Annotated in this window: 28 protein-coding genes and 1 riboswitch; of the genes, 14 read left to right on the top strand and 14 right to left on the bottom strand. The window is 39.7% G+C overall.

Going from position 1 to position 25019, the window contains the following annotated elements; translation table 11 throughout:
• Window positions 1-3369: a hypothetical protein gene (locus PROVALCAL_RS08635; protein WP_006658819.1), complete on the top strand. Its 3369-nt coding sequence runs from the start codon at window positions 1-3 to the stop codon at window positions 3367-3369.
• Between the two features lie 3 nt (window positions 3370-3372).
• Here PROVALCAL_RS08635 and PROVALCAL_RS08630 read toward each other — a convergent pair whose 3' ends face one another.
• The 3 genes from PROVALCAL_RS08630 to PROVALCAL_RS08620 form a co-directional block, all read right to left on the bottom strand.
• The gene (locus PROVALCAL_RS08630; RefSeq protein WP_039861803.1) at window positions 3373-3738 is read right to left on the bottom strand and encodes a hypothetical protein; all 366 of its coding nucleotides are present in this window, start codon (window positions 3736-3738) and stop codon (window positions 3373-3375) included.
• A gap of 91 nt (window positions 3739-3829) precedes the next feature.
• Window positions 3830-4444: a hypothetical protein gene (locus PROVALCAL_RS08625; protein WP_006658817.1), complete on the bottom strand. Its 615-nt coding sequence runs from the start codon at window positions 4442-4444 to the stop codon at window positions 3830-3832.
• A gap of 112 nt (window positions 4445-4556) precedes the next feature.
• Window positions 4557-4808: a hypothetical protein gene (locus PROVALCAL_RS08620; RefSeq protein ID WP_006658816.1), complete on the bottom strand. Its 252-nt coding sequence runs from the start codon at window positions 4806-4808 to the stop codon at window positions 4557-4559.
• 147 nt (window positions 4809-4955) lie between these two features.
• On the opposite strand from PROVALCAL_RS08620, the gene PROVALCAL_RS08615 reads away from it, so the two are divergent.
• The 5 genes from PROVALCAL_RS08615 to PROVALCAL_RS08595 all read left to right on the top strand — a co-directional run bounded on the left by PROVALCAL_RS08615 (window position 4956) and on the right by PROVALCAL_RS08595 (window position 8245).
• Entirely contained in the window at window positions 4956-6683 is a 1728-nt protein-coding gene (locus tag PROVALCAL_RS08615) for a hypothetical protein (protein WP_006658815.1), read from the top strand.
• A gap of 84 nt (window positions 6684-6767) precedes the next feature.
• A complete protein-coding gene (locus PROVALCAL_RS08610) occupies window positions 6768-7148 on the top strand; it encodes a putative holin (RefSeq protein WP_036953346.1) in 381 nt (126 codons plus the stop codon).
• Window positions 7135-7413 carry a phage holin family protein gene (locus tag PROVALCAL_RS08605; RefSeq protein WP_006658813.1) on the top strand — a complete coding sequence of 93 codons (279 nt, stop codon included), beginning with the start codon at window positions 7135-7137 and terminating at the stop codon, window positions 7411-7413. The genes PROVALCAL_RS08610 and PROVALCAL_RS08605 overlap by 14 nt, the downstream gene beginning before the upstream one ends.
• A gap of 5 nt (window positions 7414-7418) precedes the next feature.
• Window positions 7419-7751, top strand: coding sequence for a M15 family metallopeptidase (locus PROVALCAL_RS08600; RefSeq protein WP_039861802.1), 333 nt, complete (start codon window positions 7419-7421; stop codon window positions 7749-7751).
• Complete coding sequence (locus PROVALCAL_RS08595; protein WP_006658811.1) at window positions 7751-8245, top strand: hypothetical protein; 495 nt, start codon at window positions 7751-7753, stop codon at window positions 8243-8245. Before PROVALCAL_RS08600 ends, PROVALCAL_RS08595 begins: the two co-directional genes overlap by 1 nt.
• A 239-nt stretch (window positions 8246-8484) precedes the next feature.
• Here the strand turns inward: PROVALCAL_RS08595 and PROVALCAL_RS08590 are convergent, their stop codons facing one another.
• Together PROVALCAL_RS08590 and PROVALCAL_RS08585 are read right to left on the bottom strand one after the other, a co-directional pair.
• Window positions 8485-9801: a type II toxin-antitoxin system HipA family toxin gene (locus tag PROVALCAL_RS08590; protein ID WP_006658810.1), complete on the bottom strand. Its 1317-nt coding sequence runs from the start codon at window positions 9799-9801 to the stop codon at window positions 8485-8487.
• Window positions 9795-10121 carry a helix-turn-helix transcriptional regulator gene (locus PROVALCAL_RS08585; RefSeq protein WP_039861801.1) on the bottom strand — a complete coding sequence of 109 codons (327 nt, stop codon included), beginning with the start codon at window positions 10119-10121 and terminating at the stop codon, window positions 9795-9797. The genes PROVALCAL_RS08590 and PROVALCAL_RS08585 overlap by 7 nt, the downstream gene beginning before the upstream one ends.
• Before the next feature lie 411 nt (window positions 10122-10532).
• Here PROVALCAL_RS08585 and alr point away from each other — a divergent pair, with 411 nt between their 5' ends.
• The 5 genes from alr to rlmA all read left to right on the top strand — a co-directional run bounded on the left by alr (window position 10533) and on the right by rlmA (window position 14603).
• Window positions 10533-11756, top strand: a complete 1224-nt coding sequence (gene alr / locus PROVALCAL_RS08580; RefSeq protein ID WP_039861827.1) for an alanine racemase — start codon at window positions 10533-10535, stop codon at window positions 11754-11756.
• Window positions 11757-11966: 210 nt separating this feature from the next.
• The gene (locus PROVALCAL_RS08575) at window positions 11967-12704 is read left to right on the top strand and encodes a phosphatase (protein ID WP_006658807.1); all 738 of its coding nucleotides are present in this window, start codon (window positions 11967-11969) and stop codon (window positions 12702-12704) included.
• A gap of 482 nt (window positions 12705-13186) precedes the next feature.
• Window positions 13187-13384, top strand: a complete 198-nt coding sequence (locus tag PROVALCAL_RS08570; RefSeq protein WP_006658806.1) for a hypothetical protein — start codon at window positions 13187-13189, stop codon at window positions 13382-13384.
• A gap of 72 nt (window positions 13385-13456) precedes the next feature.
• Window positions 13457-13669, top strand: coding sequence for a hypothetical protein (locus PROVALCAL_RS08565; protein WP_006658805.1), 213 nt, complete (start codon window positions 13457-13459; stop codon window positions 13667-13669).
• A gap of 112 nt (window positions 13670-13781) precedes the next feature.
• On the top strand, window positions 13782-14603 hold the full coding sequence (rlmA, locus tag PROVALCAL_RS08560) for a 23S rRNA (guanine(745)-N(1))-methyltransferase (RefSeq protein WP_006658804.1): 822 nt from the start codon (window positions 13782-13784) through the stop codon (window positions 14601-14603).
• A 55-nt stretch (window positions 14604-14658) separates the two neighbouring features.
• Here rlmA and mntP read toward each other — a convergent pair whose 3' ends face one another.
• The 8 genes from mntP to pabB all read right to left on the bottom strand — a co-directional run bounded on the left by mntP (window position 14659) and on the right by pabB (window position 23008).
• Window positions 14659-15240 (bottom strand): manganese efflux pump MntP, encoded by a 582-nt coding sequence (gene mntP / locus PROVALCAL_RS08555; protein ID WP_006661628.1) that lies wholly within the window; start codon window positions 15238-15240, stop codon window positions 14659-14661.
• Window positions 15241-15246: 6 nt separating this feature from the next.
• Window positions 15247-15431: riboswitch (yybP-ykoY riboswitch) on the bottom strand.
• A gap of 151 nt (window positions 15432-15582) precedes the next feature.
• The gene (locus PROVALCAL_RS08550; RefSeq protein WP_039861800.1) at window positions 15583-16041 is read right to left on the bottom strand and encodes a DUF986 family protein; all 459 of its coding nucleotides are present in this window, start codon (window positions 16039-16041) and stop codon (window positions 15583-15585) included.
• Between the two features lie 89 nt (window positions 16042-16130).
• Window positions 16131-16982 carry a PTS mannose transporter subunit IID gene (locus tag PROVALCAL_RS08545; RefSeq protein ID WP_006661630.1) on the bottom strand — a complete coding sequence of 284 codons (852 nt, stop codon included), beginning with the start codon at window positions 16980-16982 and terminating at the stop codon, window positions 16131-16133.
• 13 nt (window positions 16983-16995) lie between these two features.
• A complete protein-coding gene (locus PROVALCAL_RS08540) occupies window positions 16996-17793 on the bottom strand; it encodes a PTS mannose/fructose/sorbose transporter subunit IIC (RefSeq protein ID WP_006658800.1) in 798 nt (265 codons plus the stop codon).
• 77 nt (window positions 17794-17870) lie between these two features.
• Entirely contained in the window at window positions 17871-18836 is a 966-nt protein-coding gene (manX, locus tag PROVALCAL_RS08535; protein ID WP_006661631.1) for a PTS mannose transporter subunit IIAB, read from the bottom strand.
• A 679-nt stretch (window positions 18837-19515) separates the two neighbouring features.
• A complete protein-coding gene (locus tag PROVALCAL_RS08530) occupies window positions 19516-20880 on the bottom strand; it encodes an L-serine ammonia-lyase (RefSeq protein ID WP_039861799.1) in 1365 nt (454 codons plus the stop codon).
• 204 nt (window positions 20881-21084) lie between these two features.
• On the bottom strand, window positions 21085-21645 hold the full coding sequence (locus PROVALCAL_RS08525; RefSeq protein WP_006658797.1) for a CoA pyrophosphatase: 561 nt from the start codon (window positions 21643-21645) through the stop codon (window positions 21085-21087).
• The gene (pabB, locus tag PROVALCAL_RS08520; protein ID WP_006658796.1) at window positions 21638-23008 is read right to left on the bottom strand and encodes an aminodeoxychorismate synthase component 1; all 1371 of its coding nucleotides are present in this window, start codon (window positions 23006-23008) and stop codon (window positions 21638-21640) included. Before pabB ends, PROVALCAL_RS08525 begins: the two co-directional genes overlap by 8 nt.
• A gap of 137 nt (window positions 23009-23145) precedes the next feature.
• Here pabB and PROVALCAL_RS08515 point away from each other — a divergent pair, with 137 nt between their 5' ends.
• Window positions 23146-23325 (top strand): YoaH family protein, encoded by a 180-nt coding sequence (locus PROVALCAL_RS08515; protein WP_006661634.1) that lies wholly within the window; start codon window positions 23146-23148, stop codon window positions 23323-23325.
• Window positions 23326-23530: 205 nt separating this feature from the next.
• Window positions 23531-23896: a protein YebF gene (yebF, locus tag PROVALCAL_RS08510; RefSeq protein ID WP_039861826.1), complete on the top strand. Its 366-nt coding sequence runs from the start codon at window positions 23531-23533 to the stop codon at window positions 23894-23896.
• Between the two features lie 51 nt (window positions 23897-23947).
• Here yebF and PROVALCAL_RS08505 read toward each other — a convergent pair whose 3' ends face one another.
• Window positions 23948-24178 carry a DNA polymerase III subunit theta gene (locus PROVALCAL_RS08505; protein WP_006658793.1) on the bottom strand — a complete coding sequence of 77 codons (231 nt, stop codon included), beginning with the start codon at window positions 24176-24178 and terminating at the stop codon, window positions 23948-23950.
• A gap of 291 nt (window positions 24179-24469) precedes the next feature.
• Between PROVALCAL_RS08505 and ftnA the strand changes: the two genes are divergently transcribed.
• Window positions 24470-24973, top strand: coding sequence for a non-heme ferritin (gene ftnA / locus PROVALCAL_RS08500; RefSeq protein ID WP_006658792.1), 504 nt, complete (start codon window positions 24470-24472; stop codon window positions 24971-24973).
• Window positions 24974-25019 lie beyond the last annotated feature (46 nt).

Raw genomic sequence — 25019 nt, 5'->3', positions numbered from 1 at the left:
ATGCCTATTTATGAAATGAATCCAAATGATGTAATGGGCGCTGATATTGGTTCAATTAAACAACCTGAACCTCAATATGGTGAATCAAATGATGTAGGAATTCTTGATGCTGCAAACCCTTTCAGTGATAAAAATGAGGTTTCTAGGCTACGTGATGCAGCATTTAGGATTGATAACTCAGTAGGTAGTTTAATCGCTACCATGCCTTTTAATCAGTTCGAAGAACAAGACGGTTATAATCCATTCGATGATGAACGCACATTATCTGGCTATGAAGATTTTGCAGATGCTTTTATTCACTCTAAATCACCAGAGGAAACATCAGCAATAAAACAGCGTATTAATAGACAAATTCAAGATAGGCAATTGCTGCAAGATGCTGGTGGAGCTGGATTAATTTCAAGCATAGCGATGGGGGTAATTGATCCTATAAACGTAGCAGCAATGATGGTACCTGCAGGTACTATTGCGCGTGGCGGGGATGTATTAGCTACCGCCAGTAAATTTGCGGTTTCTAACGCGCTTGGTGGTGTTGCTTCTGAATTGGCGTTATCTGCTACCCAAGAGACTAGAACGCTTGAAGAAAGCGCATTGAACGTAACGTTTGATGCTATGTTAGGTGGATTACTTGGCTCTGCCGCTCAGTTAGTTAAAAACAGAGGGCAGATAGTCAGTAAGTTTAAAAATGATGTGTTAGGCGAACAGCAGACAATACAACAAAATATTCCTGATAATACTAGTGTAGGTGCAATGGAAGTCCCTGAGACCACGTTAGAACAGGAAACATTGAAAGGACCATCATTTATTAACAGAACAATGAATGTTAGTCCTGTTGGGCGAGTAGCTCAGTCACCATCAAAAACAGCACGGCAAATTAACCAGCAGCTTGCAGAGAACAATTTTACCTTTGCAAAAAATGAAGAAGGTATTGCTTCGTTTACAGCTGTAGAAACCAAGGTAAGAGGCTATGAAACGCTTGTTTATAAGCAAGTTGAATCAACCAAAGATTTTTATAAAACCTATCGCAAAAAAGCCAAAGAGCGTGACGGTAGTCGATTAAGCTTATATGAGTTTAGTGAGCAAGTTGGTGATGCTATGCGCAATAATGATCGCCATGCAATACCAGAAGTCGCAGAAGCAGCAAGAGCGGTGCGTCCTATTGTTGAAAAGACCAAGGATCGCATGGTTGAGCTTGGCATCTTGCGTGAAGGGGTAACTGTATCAACAGCAGAAAGCTATTTTCCTCGCATTTATAAGTTCGACAAAATACTGAATGATCGGGCTGAATTTAGAAATATTATTGCTGATTGGTTACAGGAAATGAATCAGCGCACAGTTTATAAAGCTGAATCTAGTCTAGCTAAAGCCGATGCAGGAATAGAACAGGCCAGAGCGTCCGTACCACAAGCAGAAAAGTTGAACGCTGAAATAAAAGAGGCTGAACGCTGGTCTGGTAAAAAACAGCTTTTAATGAATGAAATAGAAAAGAACCGAAAATTAGTTGCAGAAAAAGAAGCTGTTTCAGCTGAAATTGAAATGCGTAAAGCAAAAAAGCCAACTAAAAAACTTGAGCAATTAGAGCGTAAACTTATGCGCATTGAAGATGCTGAAAATAAACTGGCTTCTTATCAGCGTTCTTTAGAAATTTTAGACAAACCACGCCAGTTTAGAAACGAGTATAGCCAATTAACACGTAAAGCAAATTCACTAACTCGCTATGATAATCGTCGCCATGCAGCATTGCGCAGAATGGAGCCATTAGCGCGTGAAGAGGTTGAGGCAGCAGCAGATGATATCATCAATAAAATTATCGGTGCACCATCTGGAATTGTACCTAGTGAGCTGATACCTGATGGATTAACTAAGCGTGCAGGTTTCACTAAATCACGTACGTTAAATATTCCAGATGAACGTATTAAAGACTTTTTAGAGTCAGATGTTAACTACGTAATGGAAAACTATATTCGCCAAGTAGCACCAGAAATAGAGCTCACGGCGCAGTTTGGGCGAGTGGATATGGACGCACAAATCAAAGCCATTACTAATGATTACAACACGTTAATTTCCGAAGCTAAAACCGCAAAAGAACGTGGAAAATTAGAAGCCAGAAGGGATGCTGATTTACGCGATATTCGCGCCATGCGTGACAGGTTATTAGGTACCTATGGTGCACCTAAAGATCCATCAAGTTTCTTTGTCAGAGCTGGTCGCATTGCTCGTCACGTTAACTTTTTACGTTTACTTGGCGGCATGACAATTTCATCATTGCCAGATATAGCCAGACCTATTATGCAGCATGGTTTGCGTAGCGCATTAAAGCCATTGGGTAAAATGTTAACCGACATTAGCGCAATGAAGATCGCCAAAGCTGATTTGCGTGAAATGGGCGTAGGCCTTGAATATGCATTGTCTAGCCGTTCTAAAGTTATTGCTGACCTTAATGACCCTTATGCTCGACGCACTTTTCTTGAACGTGGCTTAGAATGGTCCTCACAAAAGTTTGGTAACTTTACATTGATGAATCAATATACCGACACAATGAAGATGTGGACTGGCGTTGTTACGCAATCAAAGATACTCAGAGCTGCGCAAGAGGTTTCGACTGGGAATGCATTAAGTAGCAAGGAAATCAAAAAGCTGGCTCACCTTGGCGTTGATAAGAATATGTTAGAGCGTATCGCTCAGCAATACTCAAAACACGGTGAAGATTTAGACGGTATGTTAACTGGCCATAGTCACTTATGGGATGATCGTGTAGTTCGTGAGACTTTCCAAGCAGCTGTATTGAAAGATGTAAGAACTACTGTAATCACTCCTGGTATTGGTGACACACCATTAATGATGAGTAGCGAACTAGGAAAGATTGTGATGCAGTTTAAAACTTTCTTCTTTGGTACCCACAATAGGGCGTTAGTGTCTGGCATTCAATCTGGTGATGCTTCATTCTATTATGGTGCATTGTTACAAATTTCATTAGGCTCATTGGTATATGTATTAAAATCAATGATGGCAGGGCGTGAAATTAATGCTGAACCTGCTAACCTTGTGAAAGAGGGGTTAGACTGGTCTGGAATGATGGGCTGGCTAGGTGAGCCTAATAACCTATTAGAAAACCTCAGCGGTGGTTCGTACGGCATGAGCGCTATGTTTGGTGGCCCACCAGCATCACGTTATCAGAGTCGAAACGGTATCGGTGCACTGTTAGGCCCTACATTTGACCTTGGTGGGGATATCCAAAATATTACTGCAGGCGTTATGAATGGTGAGTTTGATGATAGAGAAGTCAGATCGGTAAGAAAACTGTTACCATTTCAGAACCTTTTCTATTTATCACCGTTGCTTAATCAGGTAGAAGAGCAGCTAAAATAAAGATCACAAAGTACATAGTAGGGCTGAATGGCTTATTGGTTTATTCTGCTCTACTATTTTTCCAGCAAGAGAAAAGCTATCTTCGTCCAAAGAAATCATAGTAATAATAGCTTTGAAGTCATTTTCATATATATGCTTTTTTATATGATGACCTTTGTATCTATCGTTTATATAGGAAACAAAGTTATTAAGCATATTCATTGTATTATCAGTAACAAGCTCACCTAAAGGCAGCTCTATTATTTGCTTTGCAACGTGTATTACTAATATATTAGACAGCACTTCAGAGCTACTATAATCGCTTTTAAGCCCCATAATAGCCAGTACTTTACCACCATTCGTTACTGTAAAACCAAGATCACTAGCCATTTGCTGTACTTCTTCGAAAGTATTTTTTCTTTTTTCTAAATAAACCAAACATATGACCTCACATTATTTTAGTGCTAAATATAATCAGTAATTATTTTGATTTATCCATGCAGGTTTTACACCACATTGTTAACCCATCTTTACGTTTACTGTTTGGGTAAAAATTTGTTTTGTTTCGGCGAACTTTGCATTTAGGGCAGTACTTCATTTTAGGTGTATCTCTTGGTGCATCTAAACACTCTCTGCACCAAACAGTTAAACCATCATCACTCTTTCCCGACTTGCCAAATTTATCAAATGGTAAATTTCTACCGCAGCGTTTACATTTTTTCCTCTCGCTATCAATAGGATTATTTTTAGTCGCTTTTTGGGATTGAGCTGTTATTTGTTTAACTGGTTGCTGATTGATAACAATAGGCTGTTTTTCAGATATAGAGTAAGATTGTTGAGGTTGGGTATTCTTGGTAGTTTTGACTGTATCAGCAGATTGTACAGCCTGACTATGGAAAGTATTAACATCAGGTTTACTGCTAAATTGGGTGGTAGTTTGTTCTACAACCTGAGTTCTATGGATGTTAATTTCACCATCATCAGTTTGTATTTTCTTTGTATGGGTTACAACGGTTCTATCAGATACTTTAGTCTTATTTTGATTAATTAGGTAAATGATAACAACGACCACACCAATAACAATAAACAGTTCCATAATATCACTTTATCTTATCAATTATCATTAACCCAGTAGGTTAATATCTAAAGTGAAATTATTCAATCAAAAAAGCACCTCCGCATAGGTGCTTTAATTTATTCTTAAATGATTACTTGTTTAACTCGTTGGCGATATATTCAATATGCGTCTTGATATTCTCTTTAACCTTCAAACTCAGGTTTATGTAATTCATCATTGCTGTAATTTCAATGAGTGCCGCGCTCACGTCACATCCTTCACTATCCAGTTTTCTTAGTAGTTCTTCTACGTTCGACTTGCTCATCAACTCCTTTATTCCAGTTTCGGTATTAACTTTTTCTGCATAGTTATCGGGTGCTGGAAAATTAATTACATCTTTCATATTAACTACCTATGTGATTTAAGGAGCTTATACAGTAACTGAAAATACTTCACGAATGTTTATCTTTTTATATTTAAAAGTAAACAATGTTCCGTTGATGAATTTTAATGGCTATCATACACCAACGCAACCAAGTGGAGAATAGCCATGACTGTTTCAACTGAAATCAGCAGTAATGAATATACAGGAAACGGTGTAACAACCGATTTTGATTATAAGTTCAGGATATTTAAGGCAAGTGATTTAAGCGTTACAACGTCAGACGCAGACGGTGATAATGTTGTCATGTTACGTTTAGGTACTGATTACACAGTAACAGAGGTCAATAAATCAGCTGGTGGCAAGGTACTATTAACCAGGCCATTAGCTGATAAACATCAAATTAGCATTGCCCGCGTAATTCCAATCGTTCAGGAAACCTCATTTCGCAATCAAGGTAAATTCTTAGCTGAAACTCATGAAGATGCATTTGATTATCTCACGATGCTTATGCAACGCCTATGGGGAAGCTTGTCATTATTTCTAAAGCGCCCAAGCATTTTAGCTAACTGGTTCGATGCTAAAGGCTATCGTATTGCTAACCTTGGGAAGCCTAAGAGTGATAGTGATGCGGTTGATTTAGGCACATTGAAAGATGCTCTTTTAGCTAAAGAGAGGCGAGCACTTCGTGTTGAAGATATGGATATTCTAGCTTTTCCTAAGCGTAATGATAGAAAAAATAAAGCAATAGGATTTGATTCCTTTGGGTTGCCTTATCTTTTTGATCCTAATGATCCATCTAGTATTAGTGATGCTGTTTTGAAAAGTTCGGAGATGAACCATCTGATTGACGGTCAGTTAAGAATAGGAACAATGACTCCAGTGCCGGGTGTCGGCGGTGAAAGGGACACTATATTATTGGTAAGGGATATCCAAGGAGAGTCTGATAGGCATGGTTTCAGAGATGAATCTGTATTAAGCAACATTACAGACCATGGAACTTATGGAACATTTGATGCTGCTGTAATTTATCGCGGAGATAATTTCTACGGACACAATTTTTCCTTCCAAGATAGATTCAGATATCAAGGTTCAGGTGGTGTTAAATTACATGGCGGGCTACTTTCAGCGCCAAACTACAGTGGAACTGGCGTAATTTACGAAAGAAATGGATTTAAAGTCCAAGAGTATGATGGTACATCAGTAGTAAATACACAAATCGCTATAAAAATCGATGCACTAGATAAAGCAAAATCAAACTACACTTTGGTATCAGACAGTCCAAAAGCAAGCATGTTACATACAGGTGTTGCTATATATGGATATCCAAAGAAGGCTCCTGATTTTACAGAAGGATTGGTGTATCAAGGTAACTGGCTTGTTGGTGGTAAGCAGACAGGCATCCGGTCAGAGGGATCAGCTAATAAAGCTTGTTTTGAATCATATAAAGCGTTTTCAGCAAAGCTACAAACCACACCGGAAGCCAATGTTCCAGACTTGATTGGATATGATGTTAATACTGGCGGCGCTGCAAGCAACTCTAGCGTTTCTCGTGTAGTTGGATTTAACTTTACCGAATACAACCAAATAGCAATCAGCGTGCGCGGAATTCAGTTAGCAGTAAATGCTGAGGATGGTAAAAATAACTGGCAACTTTTTATCGCTGGAACAGCACCGAATTGGATAAATAGCAGGACAGGGTTTGGCGTTGATAATGAAGCTAGAGCACCCAAAGCAAGAGTTGACATTCAAGGTAGCACAGAAACTGAAGCTCAACTTAGATTAAGGGCTGGAACGCTAACAACAACCCCTCTTGACGGGTTTATCGAGTTTACTGGCAACAACTTGTATATAACAATAAAAGGAGTCCGGAAAAAGTTTTCATTGATTGATTAATATATTTACATTAATTCTCTGATGGTATTTTGTTTATCTTTTGTGCTGTAGTATCATGGTTATTTCTCAACTATGGTGCTACTCATGCATGAAAACACTACAGCGGTTACAGGCTTAAGCCTTGCATCATTTGTTAGTTATTTTTCAGGATTGCCCCCGGAGGTTGTTATGGGGGCTATTCTTGGCGCTATTTATTTCACTACAGCTGCAACAGAATTCCCCTTAGCTATCCGTTCAATATTTGCCATGCTCAGCTTTGCCGCAGGGCTTTTACTGTTCAGCCCGTTCGCTACTATCTTTGTTTCCATGACGGGTTTAATTGGCGTTAAGCCTGATGCTTATAACGTTGATAGCCTTGATGCTATGGGGGCGTTCGTAGCTTCTCTTCTCTCTGTAAAACTCAGTATCAAATTGTATAAGAAAGCTGATATTCCGAAAGGAGGTAACAGCCATGACATACGATAAATCACTACTAATTATCAATGCACTAATCTGCTTAATCATGTTCTTTAGAGGTCTTTATTTCGTACGAGGAGATAAAGGCTATAGCCGATTAGGTGGCTGGCTTGCGTGGGTATTCTTAGGTTACTCAATTTCGGTACCGGTATTTTCCTATCTAGATCCAACCTATCAGGTTGGTATTCAAAACCTTATTCCAAATTCGTTCCTTTGTGCTGCGCTGTTTGCTAAGCGTGGCAATGTTATGCAATTACTTAAAAAAGTGGGGTGATCCTAATGTCTATGGTGGATAAACAAAATAGATTTACTGGAATGGTGGCTAAGTTAATTATCTTTGCTCAGGCGAATGGCTACCAGTTAACTTTTGGTGAAGCATACCGAACGAAAGAACAGGCAGCATTAAATGAAAAGGCTGGTAAAGGCATCAGTAAAAGCCTGCATACAGAGCGCCTAGCGGTTGATTTTAATTTATTTAAAGACGGTAAGTGGTTAACTGCTTCCAGTGATCATAAACCACTTGGTGAATACTGGGAATCAATTGGCGGTAGCTGGGGCGGTCGTTTTAATGACGGTAACCACTATTCATTGGAACACAACGGGGTTCGCTAATGAAACAAGTAGCCATTGCATTAATTGCGCTGGCTATCTCATTTGCCGCTGGTTTTATGACTAGCGGCATTTTTTCTGATAACCAGCAAATGACAAAACAGATTGCAGGGAAACAGGAAGATGAGAAAGACCTAGCGTTTAACCTCGACCAGCGCAAGCAGGCTGATGAAGAACAACAAAATAGGGTGGTGATATACAATGAACAAAAAGAACGTGCTACGATGCGCACAGACGCTCTGCTTGAGCGTGTTCTTAATCACTTTGATGGGATGCAGTACGAAGCCAGTGCCTCGGAAACAAAAGCTAATGGTACCATTAACGCCGATACCTGCCGAACTGAAAGAGAAAAGACCAGTGAACTTTCTAGACAACTACGAAGAACACTTGAAGTCTATGGGCGTGAGTCTAGGCGTGCAGATGAAAACACAAGCGCCCTTAATTTATGTATCACTGAGTTAGCTGAGAAAGAAAAACTACTGAATTCGTATCGATAAACCGCTGTGCAAATATTGTTCACTTTTCATTGTGACGGTATTGGCGACGGTATCACAACCTGCTAGGTTAATCTTGATTTATATAAATCAATTGGTTATGTGGTTCTAAAACAATTGAGTGGGAATGATTTAGCTATTATCGATAGCGATTTTTAGAAATCATTAATGTTAAAGGCATCAGTTACTTACTGGTGCCTTTTTGTTTTTTAAATATAAAACAGTTTTATTAACTAAGCTGGTCAAATATCCAGCCTCAAATTTTTACTTATCTCATCAGCCAATGTCGTCGGAACTTCCCACTCCTTGGCGAGATCATTCCATTGTGAAACTGCATCGATAGTTTCATCGATAATATTATCGATTTTTTGTTTGTTAAATGCTGGGCTGAGCTTGATTAAAGAATAAAAATCGTCGCGGCTAAAATCATCTCTTTTCCCATTTAAACTCATCCAATGGCTATTTACCCACTTGCTGCCAGGCTTATAACTATAAGCAAGATCGTATGCAGGCGCTAAAATCCATTTATTATCTTTAAGCATAAATGCAAAGTTTTTCGAATGGTCATCATGATTACGAGCGATAATATTAAATGCCATACGCCTCAATAATTGGTAAGCGTCATTTGCAGATAATCTCAGTTCGCGCGCTATACCAAATAGTTCTGCATAAGAAAATGAGCCTGGCTTTTTATAATCCACATGGGCTAGCCCGTTTAAGGTTTGTACATGAATTTTTTGATTACCAATGCGATCAAAACGCTGAGTAATAAAATGCCGTCTAGCACCTTCATCTAATAAATGGCAGGGCATCATATCTACACCGCTCTGTCTTGCCATCAGGTGATAAACATATTCCATTGCCCCGTAGCCTAGGGGATCTCCAAACGTTTCTTGGTTTTTATTATGCTCACTGACGCCATCAAATTTCATTAAATAATGCGTGAAGTTATCCGGAATATCAGATTGACCTGATCGAACTTGGGTAAAGTCTTGGTTAAAGGCAAGCACAGCCTTAGGTCTTGCTCCACCTGCACTCATTCCGACAGAAAGTAGTTCAATCATGGCAGCCGAATCTTCTTGGTGATTACGATTTAATTCCAAATGAAAATCGCCACGTAAATCGAGAACCTCCTGTGCGATAGCAACAAGAGATTCAATCTGAATGTCGGATTGCTTATTACCGGAATGAAGTTTTGTAGCAGGGATGTACTCTAGTGCGCCCATTCCGCGTTTTCCCGTGTATTGCAGGCGCTGCAAAGGTGTAATGCTGTCAACGGATTTACCTTGGCTCGAAACCCAAGCATTCATGACTGCGTTACCAAAATCATCGGGCAGAGAATCGGCAATTAACCCTGGTAGCCCTTTGAATGTCTGATAATCGAGCTCAGGAAAACGATAAATATGCGGAGATAAAGGCATCTTTAACGGAGAAAGCTGGATGCCTTTTTTAATGAATTCAGGAGTGTATTCAAACGCGCCAAGACCCGTAGAGGAATCAAAGCTTAATGCGCCAATACTGTCACCTTGGTAGCACACTTCGATGACTTCCATTACCATTCTAATTCTTCCTCTTCAATATCAGTACGTTGTCCAGATGCACGTTGACGTTTTTTTCCTTGTAGCTTCATCAGCTGAATAGGGGATATTGGCTGTGGAGGTAAAAATAAATCTAATTGTTCAGTTAGGTTGAGTGCCATCATGATGGCAATAAACATTTCTAGCTGGGCATGACCTTTTTCTGCGGCCATGATTGTTTTGCGTGAGACACCAACAAATTGCGCTAATTTAGCTTGGGTTAAATTTTGATTGAGTCTCGCTTGCTTTAGACGTTCACCTATTTGCTCTGCATAAGCTAAAGCGGATTTTATCTTGGTCATAATGTCCCCCAATTTGGACATAGTGTGCAATATTACACTTTAATGTATCAAATATAGGACTTTATAATACTCTAGTCAAATGCATTGGTAAGTCCTAAATTATGGACCTAATGTGTTTTTATTGCTTTAAAGTCCATAAATTGGGACTTTGCTATATTTTTATTATTTTCATTTTGGATGGAGCGCTTACGGGGAGATGATGACCGATAAAATCAAAATAGATGTATGGAAAATAACTATAAATTCATAAAATGTGATTTTTTATTCAAAATATCCCAATTATCACTTGTTCAATTAATTCAGCTTGTTATTATCAGCAGCCTATATACATAGAAGGTATATGTTCACTCCCCGTAATCATAATAATAAAGGTGAGGGGAAACTCACTGAACCATGGCTAAGGATAAAAACGTGTCATTTCGTCTTAGATATCTTGCTCTTTTGCCTTTGCTGGTTGCGACAGCCTGCCAGCAACCCGCGAAAACCAACATCATTGAAACCTCATCAGCACAAGTTCAACCCGCGGTCATTAATAATTCGTGGATAGAAATTTCGCACAGTGCGTTGGATTACAATATCAAGAAAGTGCAAACATTATTGGGTGATAAAGCGGGGTTGTGCGCCGTTTTAAAAGGGGATTCCTATGGGCATGATTTGACGCTCGTCACACCAGTGATGATTGAGAATAATGTCCAATGCATTGGATTAACGAGTAATACAGAGTTTAAGCAGGTTCGTGATTTAGGCTTTAAAGGTCGTTTAATGCGAGTGCGTAACGCCACTGAGAAAGAAATGGCTCAAGCGACGGAATTTCATGTAGAAGAACTCATTGGTAACTTGGATATGGCGCAGCGCTTAAATGCGATTGGGGCGAAACAAAACACCATTATTCCTATTCATCTTGCATTGAATTCAGCCGGTATGTCGCGCAATGGATTAGAGGTTAGCAATGCTGAGGGATTACAACAAGCTAAGCTAATTTCGCAGTTACCAAATTTAAAGATTGTCGGGATTATGTCGCATTACCCAGAAGAAGATGAAGCGCAAATTAGACAGGATCTGGCTAAGTTTAAAAAACAGTCTCAACAAGTGTTAAAGATGACAGGGCTAAAGCGTGAGGACGTGACACTGCATGTGGCGAATACTTATGCAACATTAACGGTACCGGAATCGTGGTTAGATATGGTACGTGTTGGTGGCATTTTTTATGGTGACACTATTGCGACCAAAGATTACAAACGTGTCATGACGTTTAAATCAAATATTGCGGCTGTTAATCATTATCCGAAAGGAAATACAGTGGGTTATGATAGAACTTACACTTTGAAGCGTGACTCAGTGTTAGCCAATATACCTGTTGGTTATGCGGATGGATATCGTCGTGTCTTCAGTAATGCTGGCCATGTATTGATTAATGGTCAACGTGTGCCGGTTTTTGGGAAAACATCCATGAATACCGTAATGGTAGACATTACTGACCTTAAAAATGTTCAGCCAGGGGATGAGGTTGTCTTTTTTGGTAAACAAGGCAATGGAGAAATTACCGCTGAGGAAGTTGAAGAGATTAGCGGTGCTTTGTTTACAGAAATGTCCATTTTGTGGGGAGCCACAAACAAGCGGATTCTTGTGAATTAAGGCATTTTATCTGAACTTAAACCCGTCCATGTGGCGGGTTTTTTTATGTATATGGAGGTATCAGAATAATTGCAATTTACTATGACGATCCGATAAGTGCGGTTTAACAGAATTGTTATCGAATCATGAGTAGGGATATGTTAGTTTGGAGATAACCTTTTCAATCTGAATAATGTCAGAAGGCAAATAGAAGAATTAGAAGGATATTCTATGTATCAAGTTGATTTACATGCTCACACTATCGCCAGCACCCATGCATTTAGCACTGTTAATGAATACTTTGCAGAAGCCGCCGCTTGTGGCATGAAACTATTTGCGATTACTGACCATGGCCCAGAGATGCAAGATGCTCCACATGAGTGGCACTTTGGGAATATGCCAATATTGCCACGCATTGTAGGCGGTGTTGGTTTGCTCTATGGAATCGAAGCAAATATTAAGAATAAGTTAGGTGAGACAGACTGCAATGAAAAGATAGCTCGTCACCTAGATATTATATTAGCGGGTTTCCATGAGCCTGTTTTAGAACCACAAAGTTTAGAAGAGAATACTGAAGCGATGATCGCCACTATTCGTAGCGGAAAAGTGCAAATTATTACTCATCCTGGTAATCCCAAATATCCTATTGATATTAAAGCCGTTGCCCAAGCAGCCAAAGAGTGCAACGTGGCACTAGAGATGAACAACTCCTCTTTCTTGCATTCTAGAGCGGGTAGTAAGAAGAACTGCATAGAAATAGCAAAAGCGGTGAAAGAAGCGGGTGGTTGGGTTGCATTAGGCTCAGATTCTCATCATGTTAGCTATTTAGGGCATTTTGATGAAGTGATTGAAATGCTGAAATCGATCGATTTTCCGGAATCTCGAATTTTGAATACCACGCCACGTCGTGTTTTAGACTTTTTAGAAGCTCATGGGCGTAAGCCTATTCCTGAGTTTGCCCATTTTTAATTTTAAAATTTAAATTATCCGTAAAAAAGCCATTCAAGATTGAATGGCTTTTTTACTTGAAGTAAGCAAAAAAAGTTCTCTTTAGATAAAAATAAAAGTCAGTACATCTTAAAAAAAGAAACTTTATTAAATTAGTAAGATAAAAAGTGAGTTTTTAAAATAAAAACGAAGAAAAAATAGATATCAAATAAATTGGAATGAAGATGATCTTTAAAACCAAAAAATTAACATCAAGACTATCTTTAATTTATCTATTTGATATTTATAAATAAATTAACTTCGCAGTAAATCAAATAAAGATTGAAAATTAACCTATGAAAGTAAATGGAATATCAACAAAATTAAAATATTTATTCATTAAAATAACCTATAAAAAATTTAAGAATCTTTAATATTCTCCTATTGCGAAATGATCTACAGATATGATTTATTAGTGTGGCAAGAACATCCTTGCTTAATAAATTAATCTTAAGGTACTTAGTATGAAAAAGTTATTAGCAATCGCAACTGTATTGTCATTAGCTGTTTCTGGTGCTGCATTAGCAAATACAACAACTAAAACTGAGCCAGTAGCGCCAATTGCTGCCGCTCATCACTCAGCGAAAGCTCATCACGCAAAAGTGAAAACTGAGAAAAAAGTGAGTGCAACTAAAGATAAAAGTGCCGAAAAAGCCATTTAAATTTTTAGCTACACCAAAATATAAGTTTTATATCAATGACTCGTTAGTTTGAATTTAAATAAGGCGTTCAAAATGAAAAAATTATTAGCAATCGCGACTGTTCTGTCATTAGCTGTTTCTGGTGCCGCACTAGCAAATACCACTGTGAAAACTGAACATGTAAACCATGGTGTGAAAACTCACGAAGTTGCCAAAGCAGAACACAGTAAAAAAGAACTTAAAAAGAGTGAAGTCAAACAAACTGGTGAAGTAAAAGCACCAGAAGCGACTAAAGCAGGTAAATAAGTTCGCTTTACTCCTCTAGATTACGTCACGGTGCCATGGGGGTATAATTCCATGGCGCTGCTTGACCGCTTATATGGTATACTGCGCATTATTTTTAAATCAGTGTAACCGTATGAATTATCAATGTCCCCTGTGTTTTAAACCTCTCAATTTAATTAACAGTACCTATCGTTGTGAAGCAAACCACCAGTTTGATTGCGCCAAAGAGGGTTATGTTAATTTACTTCCAGTGCAACATAAGCGTTCGAAAGATCCGGGCGATAGTTTAGAGATGATGGTATCGCGCCGACAATTTTTAGATGCTGGGCATTATCAACCTATGCGCAATAAAGTCGCGGAAAAACTTGCACAATATTTACCTGAAAATAGCCAAAGCATACTCGATATTGGGTGTGGGGAAGGGTATTACACCGATTATTTTTTACAGTCATTATTAGCAGCATCCAAGCCCATCAACATGTATGGGCTTGATGTTTCGAAGGTCGCGATCCGTTTTGCTGCTAAGCGGTACAAATCAGTCAATTTTTGTGTCGCATCGAGTCATCGTTTACCTTTTGCTGATACCAGCATCAGTGGAATTATTCGTATTTACGCACCCTGTAAAGCACAAGAGCTCAGTCGCGTATTAATGTCTATGGGCATCTTAATTACCGTGACGCCCGCAGCAGAACATCTGCAAGAATTAAAAGCCTTGATTTATGATGAAGTGAAATTACATCCAGCAAAAGAGGAAGATCTTCCTGATTTCAAACTGATTGATGAAACGCGTTTAAATTACGCGATGAGTTTGTCTGGAGAAGAGGCATTTGGATTACTTGAGATGACGCCATTTGCATGGAGAGCGTCTGAAGAAGTGAAACAGCAATTAAAACAATCAGAAATTAAAGCGTATACCGCAGATTTTTTGATTCGAGTTTATCAATATCAACCATAAACTCACGGTGAAACTTTGAACGATCCCCCTGAACAAGTCAGGGGGATATCGAATATTACGGTGCGTACATAAACAATTCGAGATGTTCAAAAAGGATATTGAAGCCAATCGCGATAAGTACCAAACCACCTAATATTTCTGCTTTTTTTCCTAGTAGTGGACCCACGTAACGTCCAATCATCATACCGATCGTCGCCATAATCATGGTGGTTAAACCAATGGTCATTGCGGTATGGACAATATCGACTTGTAAGAAAGCTAAACCTAAACCAATCGCCATTGCATCGAGGCTGGTGGCTATCGCGGATAACACAAGGTTTCCTGCACTATGACTTGATGGTTTATCGCAGCAGTCTTCATCTTTCGTCGTCAGACTTTGCCAGATCATACGACCGCCAAGGATGAATAGTAGGGCAAAGGCAATCCAGTGATCCCAACGGATCACATACTGGCTAGCTAAAATACCGATTCCCCAGCCAATGATTGGCGTAATGGCTTCGATAAAACCAAAGATAAATCCAGTACGGAGAATTTCACGAAAACGGGGTTTATGGAGTACTGCACCTTTGCAGATAGCGACAGCAAAAGCATCCATGGATAGTGCGAAGGCGAGGATGAGAGTGGCGTAAAAGCTCATAACAATAATCTCGGTTGGGTGTTTCCATATACACATAAATTACCCCCAACCAAAAGGCGTATTTATGTGTCTATGGTCTTGCCAACCAGTAAATGGCATCCGCACCACGTTTAAAAACAAACGAGTATGTTGATACGGATTTTCTGGAAAGAATATATTTCCAGAACAGGCTACTCCCCAATGACGTGGGACGAAAGATATCATAGATTTTAATAAAGGCAAAATATTAATTATTAATAATGATTTCTGCAAATGATAATAATTTTCATTTTCGATATTAACAAAATTAAGGTTAATTAAACATTTAATTAACCTTAATATTTATACCAATATATAAAGTAGTTATTTGTGATTAATGAAGAAATCATAAATCTTTTGTAAATCATCAAGATGGTTGACTTGAACATGGATTTTCTTTTGCTCCAATCCAATCATTAAAATACCATCTTCAGATAAATTCATTGTTTTAATTCGCTCATATAAAATAAATGTATTGGCGAAATAAAAACCGGTTTGTTTAAAAAATACTTTCGGACGACGAATAAAGGCTAAATAAATAGCCATAAAAATAGTAATCATTAATAAATAAGTGGTTAATAAATTACCATGTCGAGCAATGTTTGTATAAATGACGATGCAAATGAGAACAATAAAAATAATGGCATCGACTCTGTGTTTACGTTTTAAGTTAACTTTTAATAGAGTTTTGCCCTTCAGAATTCCTTGGATAAATTCATCATAGATTGCGTATACAAGCATGATCAAAATGATAATGGCTAAAATTGCATCATTTAAGGTCATTTGAGTACCCATGACTAAGTGGACGAGCTATCAAGCTTAAAAGTAAAAAAGGGAGGCTGCAACCTCCCTTTCTTGATATTGAACAGAAATTATGGCGCTAAGAAGTTTAACCAAGCACCAAGGATACCTAAACCGAAGAAGCCGATAATAATCCATAAAGCGTTCACTTTACGGCGTAACAGCCACATACAGGCGAAGGTAAGTAACAGAGGCACCAAGCCAGGCATTAATTGGTCAAGGATCATCTGAACGGTAGTGATGTCTTCAACACCTGTAGTTTGGTTTTTGATCCGCGAAACTTCGAGTGGAATATTGACATGAGTCCATTTATTGACCAATGCCCCCATAACGAACAGACCGAGAATTGACGCCCCTTCTGTCAGTTTTTGCAGGAACCCACCACCAATATCCTGAACGATATCAATCCCTTTTTTATAGCCATAGGCAACACCATAGTAAAGTGTCAGCAAACGGACTAAGTTAAAAAGAACAAAGAATAGCAGCGGCCCTAATAGGCTACCTGTCATTGCGATACCCGCACCCAATGCAGCAAACACGGGACGCACGGTTCCCCAGAAAATAGGGTCACCGACACCCGCTAATGGTCCCATCAAACCGACTTTAATACCGTTGATAGCACCGTCATCGATATCTGCACCGTTCGCGCGTTCTTCTTCCATCGCCATTGTGACACCTAAAATAGGCGCGGCAACGTAAGGATGAGTATTAAAAAACTCTAGGTGACGTTTAATCGCTTGTTTACGATCATCATTGTTGTCTGGATACAAACGACGAATAACAGGAACCATTGAATAGCAAAAGCCTAAGGCTTGCATACGTTCAAAGTTCCATGAACCTTGTAATAAGTTAGAGCGTAGAAATACGCCGCGAATATCGCTTTGAGTTAACCGCTTTTCGGTTGGTTTTGTGATATCGACCATTATTGCATTCCTCCTAGTCCAGCTCATTGTCGAGGTTGTTATTGCTGTTTTGTGTGACAACAACCTGAGATTTGTTGTATTTAGGGCTGAGTTGGATATATAGGATAGCCATCACAGTTCCAATCACACCAAGCGCAACAAGGTTAAAGTTAGTGAATGCTGCAGTGACGAAACCTAAATAGAAGAACGGCATGAGGTAGCCAGCGCGCATCATGTTAATAACCATCGCATAACCCACAACAACAATCATACCACCCGCAATATTCAGACCGTCAGTAACAACCTGAGGGATGGAATCCAGCATCTGTTGTACTTCTGATGTCCCGACTGAGACAGCAACAATGAGAGCCGGAATGGCGATACGCATTGCTTGAAGTAATAATGCAGAAATATGAATAAAGCCAATCGCGGATAAATTACCATTGAGCGCAGCACGGTCAGCAGCATGTTGGAATGCAACAGTAACTGTACGTACAATAATGGTGAGGACTTGACCCGCAGCAGCTAATGGTATCGCGATTGCAATACCCGCGCCGATACTTTGACCACCTGCGATAACCAGAATGGTTGAAATGATGGAGGCTAATGCTGCATCAGGGGCAACCGCCGCACCGATGTTCATCCAACCTAACGCGATCATTTCCAGAGTACCACCGATAATAATACCGGTTTTCATATCACCCAGAACAATACCAATAAGCGTACAGGCAATGAGAGGGCGGTGGAACTGGAATTCATCGAGGATTGATCCCATACCGGCGATACAAGCCACAACGAAGACCATTACTATTTGAACAACGGTAAGTTCCATTGTTTAATCTCCTGTAACCAACAAGTTTTTAAGACTGTTTTTGAGTAACGGTTCAATATGAACTAATTTCTAAAACATTATTTTTTGAGTTTATTAATTAAATCCATCATGTGGACTTTACTGTCTGAAGCAACTTTACGGACTTCTAACTCAATATTTTTGTCATTCAAATACTTAAATGCATCGATATCTTTTTGGTTAATTGATACGGCATTGGTGACCATGGTTTTTCCTTCGGTATAAGCCATTCCACCGATATTGACCGAGTCAATTTCAACGCCTTGTTCAACAATGCGTTGTACGTCTGTTGGATTAGTAAATAACAGCATGACACGCTCACCCGAGTATTTCGGGTTGTTGTACACGCGGACACATTTATCTACGTCAACAACGTGGGCGGTGACACCAGGAGGGGCAACTTGCTTCAGTAGCGTGGAACGTACAGTGTCTTTTGCCACTTCGTCACTGACCACGATAATGCGTTTAACTCGCATCTCTTTGGTCCAGCGCGTCGCGACTTGACCGTGGATTAAACGGTCATCAACACGGGCTAAAGCAATGATCATATGTTCACCTGGACCGGCAATAACAGGTTGTGGAGCAGGTGTGTTGACGGCTTTAGGTGCGGGTGCTTCTGCAACAACTTCTTTAAACTTGAATGGACGGATGCCACCGCGACCTGTTTCGAGTGCGACAGTGATCAGCTCATCCATGGATGGGTTATCATCGCGGCACATGAAGGTCTCGACGAGCATTGGGACATTTACGCCTGTAATGATTTCGTAATTGTCATGCTCATTGGCAATGCGTGTAGCAGCATTAAATGGACTACCTCCCCACGTATCAACAAGAAATAGCACACCAGCTGAGGTATCAAGAGTGGTCAGCTTTTGTGTGTATTTATCGAATAGCGTGTCAGCATTTTCCCCAGGGACAAAGTCAATAAACGAGACGTTTTCTTGCTCGCCTATTAACATCTCGGTGGTTCGGAGTAGCTGTTCGGCAGCAACTCCGTGGGTACCAATCATAATAGCTATACTCACTATTTTTCCCTCTTAACAGATAAATCGAAACATCATTGACGATAGAATAGAAGTTAGAAACCGGACTTCTTCTCTATGTGTTTCCCCTGCACCTTAAATAGTAGCTGAATAAATTCAAACTAAGTGGCTAGCTAATAATTAGTTAAGTGCAATTATTAGCTGAATGGTCAGTCCAATCATATCACTAGGATTAATCTAAAAAACTTGTTTCGCGTCAGAAAAATAAAAACCGATCCAAATATTACTGATAAATAAACCTATAAATCTAAAAATATAATATTATTCAGATAATAAATCTTTATTTTGTTAAGATAGCGATACATTACTTTGTTATCGGTAACAAAAAAGAGACTTTTTTAGAGGGTAATTGTTAGAATTGAATGAATAGTGAGCAAATTTAGTCTGAGGGATAGAATCTTCAGTAATAAAAGGACGAAAGTATAGATTCAAAAATAAGAGAAAAGGCGATAAAAACAGACAAAGCAAAACAATCATAAACGATAAAAATCGAAAGCTGAAACGAGAAAAGCTGATAGAGAGAGACAGAATGGTGGTAGGGAGTCGTAAGGGCAATTAACTTAATTAAATAAATTAAATAAGGGGGAGGTAAAGTGAGGAAAAATTTCCCTCTTCATGATGCATAATACGCCATGAAGAGGGAGGGTCTACGTACTAATAATTAATCACATTGGACTTTGATTGCTAAACCACCGCGAGAGGTTTCACGGTACTTAGCATTCATATCTTTACCGGTTTCGTACATAGTTTCGATGACTTTATCCAGTGAAACGCGAGGTTCGCTGGTTCGGCGTAAAGCCATTCGTGCTGCGTTAACAGCTTTAACAGAAGCGATGGCATTACGTTCGATACAAGGTACTTGAACTTGTCCTGCAACAGGATCACAGGTTAAACCTAAATTATGTTCCATACCAATTTCGGCAGCAATACACACTTGCTCTGGGCTTGCGCCAAATAATTCGGCGAGACCAGCTGCTGCCATAGAACACGCCACACCAACTTCACCTTGGCAACCGACTTCAGCGCCGGAGATAGAAGCATTCATTTTGTAGAGAATACCAATTGCCCCAGAGGCTAAGAAATAACGCAAATACAGTTCAGGGGTGACAGGTTCAATACTGTGGTTATAGTAAGCCAGCACTGCTGGAACAATACCGCAAGCACCATTAGTTGGTGCAGTCACGACGCGCCCACCCGCTGCGTTTTCTTCGTTAACGGCTAATGCATACATGTTGATCAAATCAACGATGTTCATGGGGTCGTTCGACAGTTTGCTTGCAGAGGTAACTAAACGGTTAAGTGCTGGCGCACGGCGTGGTACACGCAGTGGACCCGGTAGAATGCCTTCGGTGTTAAGACCGCGTTCAATACACGCTTGCATGGTTTTCCATACATCAGCAAAGTAAGCATCAATTTCTTCACGTGGATGTAAATCCAACTCATTTTTCATCATTAAGCTGGAAATGGACAAACCTGATTCTTTACATTTTAGCAGTAACTCAGCAGCCGAGTTGAATGGATAAGAAACGGGTTTGCTGTCTAATACCGTTTGACCAAAATGCTCTTCATCAACAATGAAACCACCACCGATGGAATAGTAGGTTTTGGTATAAATTTCTTTATCGCCAGCGAAGGCGTGGATAGTCATTCCGTTTTCATGTAACGGTAAGTTATCTTGACGGAAATTCATGCCACCTTCACGTGGAAATTCAACAGTATGGGTACCATTTGCTAATGGTAACTTTTCTGTTTCTTCCACATTTTTGATAAAAGATGGGATTGATTCGATGTCAACGGTAGCAGGAAGGTTACCTGCTAAACCCATAATAATGGCGATATCGGTATGGTGACCTTTACCTGTTAAGGATAAAGAGCCATAAACGTCTACTGCGACACGGGTGACGGATGGTAATAATTGCTTATTGACCAAATCATCGACAAATTCTTTCCCAGCTTTCATCGGACCAACTGTATGAGAGCTTGAAGGGCCAATGCCCACTTTAAACATGTCGAAAACGCTTATCACGCAGGACTCCTTAAACAAAAGATGAAGATATAGTGATTTATTTTAAAGGGCGCTACTTTACTGTTATTTCGTAGTGTTAACCAGTAAGTTTAAAGTATTTTTTGAAATAAGGTAGTTACATAAGGTGGATTGGTTATAAATAGCACTAATTGTATTTTAGACAATGGAAAAATAATTGAATAAAAGGATTATTCGCTGTGAAAATTAATCCAGCTGTAAGGCAAGTTGGTGCAGGATGGATGCTGTTAAACCCCAAACTAAATGGTTGTTATACCAGTAAAAAAAGACACGTTTCTCACGACCAGAGCGATTGATATCCACATATTTATGTTTCTGTAGAGATAGCGCATCAAACAGCGGGATCTCAAAGATAGACGAAACCTCGCTTGGATTCGCTTGATAGCGAATATTATCGGGCACGAGTCCAACAATCGGGGTTACTTGATAACCGCCAATGCTGGTAATCGGAGCGAGCTGCCCTAAAACTTGCACTTTTTCAGGCGGCATGGCGACCTCTTCGTAGGCTTCTCGTAGCGCCGTGGCAATTAAATTTGAATCTTCAGGGTCACGTGAACCACCGGGGAAGGCGACTTGCCCTGCATGGGAACGCAAGAGAGGCGAGCGCTGAGTTAGTAACAATGTTGGATTGGATTTGTTGATAATCGGCAAGAGCACAGCAGCCGCTTTACCCGCCGATGTGGCGGGTTGGCGTGAGAGGGGAAGTGTCAATTGAAAACGGTTAATAAAGCTATTCAGCTCAGTCATCGTTATCCAGTTTTCCTAGTATTGGCAAAATTAAACGCAATTTGTCAAAGGTCTCTTGATACTCTTTATCAGCTTGACTGTCAGCAACAATGCCACCGCCTGCCCAGCAATAAATCTGTTTTTTATCAGTAAGTAGGGTACGGATTGTAATATTCGTATCCATATTGCCACAGAAACTAATATAGCCTATTGCACCACAATATCCATGTCGACGATTCGGTTCAAGCTCTTCAATAATCTGCATAGCACGAATTTTGGGTGCTCCCGTAATTGAACCGCCAGGGAAACATGCGCGAAGTAAATCGGTAGCTTGGTATTGAGTCTCTAATGTCGCCGTAATCGTGCTGACAAGATGATGAACGGCAGGGAATGGCTCTACTTTAAAGAGTTCAGGCACGCGCACAGTACCGGGTTTTGCGACGCGTCCAATGTCATTACGTAGTAAGTCTACAATCATCAAGTTTTCAGCACGATCTTTCGATGAGTTTGCTAACTTTTCAGCTTGCAGCTGATCTTCTTCTGGAGAATCAAGTCGAGGTAATGTTCCTTTAATGGGGCGTGTTTGAATCTCACCTTTTTCTAATAGAATAAAGCGTTCAGGTGAAATGCTGATAATAGCATTATCAGGCAAGCGAATGAACGAGGAGAATGGCGCGCGGTTATGTTGATTCAGCGTTAGAAAAGCATCCCATTCATTACCTTTATATTTAGCTTTAAAGCGCTGTGCAAGGTTGATTTGGTAGCAATCACCTTCGCGTAAGTATTGGTGAATTCGGGCAATATTTTCATGGTATTGCTCTTCAGTCATGTTGGCATGCCACGGCGATGTTAGTGCAAAGGGCGCTTTACGTGACGTTTTCTGCGCCTGCAACCAGGCTAACCGCTGCTCGACATCTTGATGACTAAACAACGTCACACATTGTTCATGATGGTCGACAATTAAACCCCATAAATAAATACCGACTGCCATATCAGGAAACTTCAGTTCAGTTGTGGCGAGTTCAGGCAATTTTTCGATGCGGCGACCGAGATCATAACTCCAAATACCCATAGCGCCACCTTGGAATGGCAAGTGCTCATCCATGCATTTTGCTTCGGGGTATTGATCAATTTGCTGTTGTAAAAGGGCGAAAGGGTCCTGTTCCGAATATTGTATGGGTTGGTTTTGTATTTGAATTTCGGTTTGAGGACCACGGGTTAGTAGGGTTGCGACCGGATCGGCGACAATCATATCATAGCGATTGTGTGAGTGCTCAGCCTGACCTGAGTGGAGTAGCATAGCCCACGGTTGGTGTGATAACGGTGCAAAATAATCTAATGCCGCATTTGGGCTGTAAGGAAGTTGTATTTTATTAATAGCCATATCAATCAATTAATATCGGGTTCTACAGTGAATGATGCCAGATTACCATATAATCTTACCTTATTAAGGTAAGAGCTGTTAAAATTTGCTGAAAATCCTAATGTATAAAATAAGTCCACAATTTAAAGAGGTTGATGATGTTTTCAGGTATGCCAGCACTTTCCCATGAAGAGCAACAAGAAGCCGTTGAGCGTATTCACCAATTGATGGCAGATGGCATGAGTAGTGGAGAGGCGATTGCGCTGGTAGCGCACGAAATCAGAGAAAAATACCAAGATAAAGAGCAAATTGTTGCTCGATTCGATGATGAAAATTAATAATCGGTAAACATACTATTAACATTTAAAAATATTTCTGATAAATTCATATCGGTTAAGTCATTTTGCTCATAGGTTTTATTTTAGCAACTACACTGTATGGATAACGTCAGCATATATGCGTGGCGTTGTTAACCTTGATGCAGTTTTGGTGAGTAAAATGGATCTCAATTTCACCTACATCTCGTGGGTGCCGGAGGATGGTATGAATATTAATAAAAAAATGGCAGTTGTTTTAGGCGGTTGTGCGCTTGTATTAAGCTCGTTTGCGTTCAGTGCTAACAAGGAAGAAGGTAAAGCTGCGGCATTTGTGAGTTGTGGTAATCTCACTGAACCACAAATTGCAGCTCAAGTTAAAAATGACTTTATGAACAACAGATTACCACGTTGGGCAGATGAAAAAGCGGCGGTAGGTAAAAAAGCAGTTGCTTGGATTAATGACAATGAAGTGACTAAAACTGAAGAGGGTTACATACTTCCTTTAGTGGTCAGAGGCTCAAAATCTGATTTGCACTACCGTGTTACAGTCAATTGCAAAAACGACACGATTACGTATAACACCAGCAATTAATTTGCAGGTTTAGCGAACGAAAAAGGAGAATTGAATTCTCCTTTTTTTGTTTTAGCGATTTCTTGGCTCATATGGCATACGAGCAAAATTCATCGATAACTGGCGATAATAAACCAGTCTTTCCCGAAAGTAATCCCGCAGATGTTCTGGCTGTTCACGTTCGACGGCTTCAGGAATAATAGGAATATTATAGCGCTCCTTGAAGGCAACACCGGAAGCAAGAAGGTCAACGTTGATTTTATCCATCTCGTCTTTGGGGAGGATGGCAAGATTGTGGCTCATTTTAAATCCTAACAGTTAACAACATCAGCCGTAATTGTAGCAATTGAAGTACAGAAAATCTTGATAAAATAAAGATATCACCAATGAATAATATCAAATTCAAACTCGATAATAGTCGCCAATTAGGATTATGACGGTAATGAAAAGCTAATGCGATTGATTCGTGTTATTTTTACTAAAAATCATTGTTAATCAATAAATTAAATTTTATGGAAAGAATGTTTTATGAATTCATTTATTATGTTACTGTGCAGTATAACTTCTTAAAATCATCATCATTAAGGTAGAACTATGTTAAAAGCTGACATGATTGAAGCGCTAAATAAACAACTGAATCTTGAATTCTTCTCTGCCAACCTGTACTTACAGATGAGTGCTTGGTGTAGCGATAAAGGTTTTGAAGGCGCAGCTGCATTCTTAAAAGCACACTCGCAAGAAGAGATGGAACATATGCAACGTTTATTTAATTACCTTAGCGATACAGGTGCATTACCTCGCTTAGGTGCGATTGCTGCTCCACCAGAAAATTTTGACTCTATCGCTGATGTATTCAACAAAACCTATGAACATGAGCAGTTAATTACTTCAGAAATCAATAAGTTAGCGCATTTAGCGATGACGACTCAAGATTATTCAACATTTAACTTCCTGCAATGGTATGTGGCAGAGCAGCATGAAGAAGAGAAACTGTTCAAATCTGTGCTTGATAAACTGGGCATGGTGGGTGAATCAGGTAAATCTCTATTCTTATTGGATAAAGATCTGAAAGGTTTAGCGGCAGCAGCGCACGTTTAATCTATTTCCTTATTTTATGTTTCAAGCGCCATCTCAGTAATGAATG

The sequence above is a fragment of the Providencia alcalifaciens DSM 30120 genome, assembly GCF_000173415.1.
GTDB lineage: Bacteria > Pseudomonadota > Gammaproteobacteria > Enterobacterales > Enterobacteriaceae > Providencia > Providencia alcalifaciens.
Note: the sequence above shows the minus strand (reverse complement) of the source record. Positions and strands in the feature narration are given on the sequence as shown.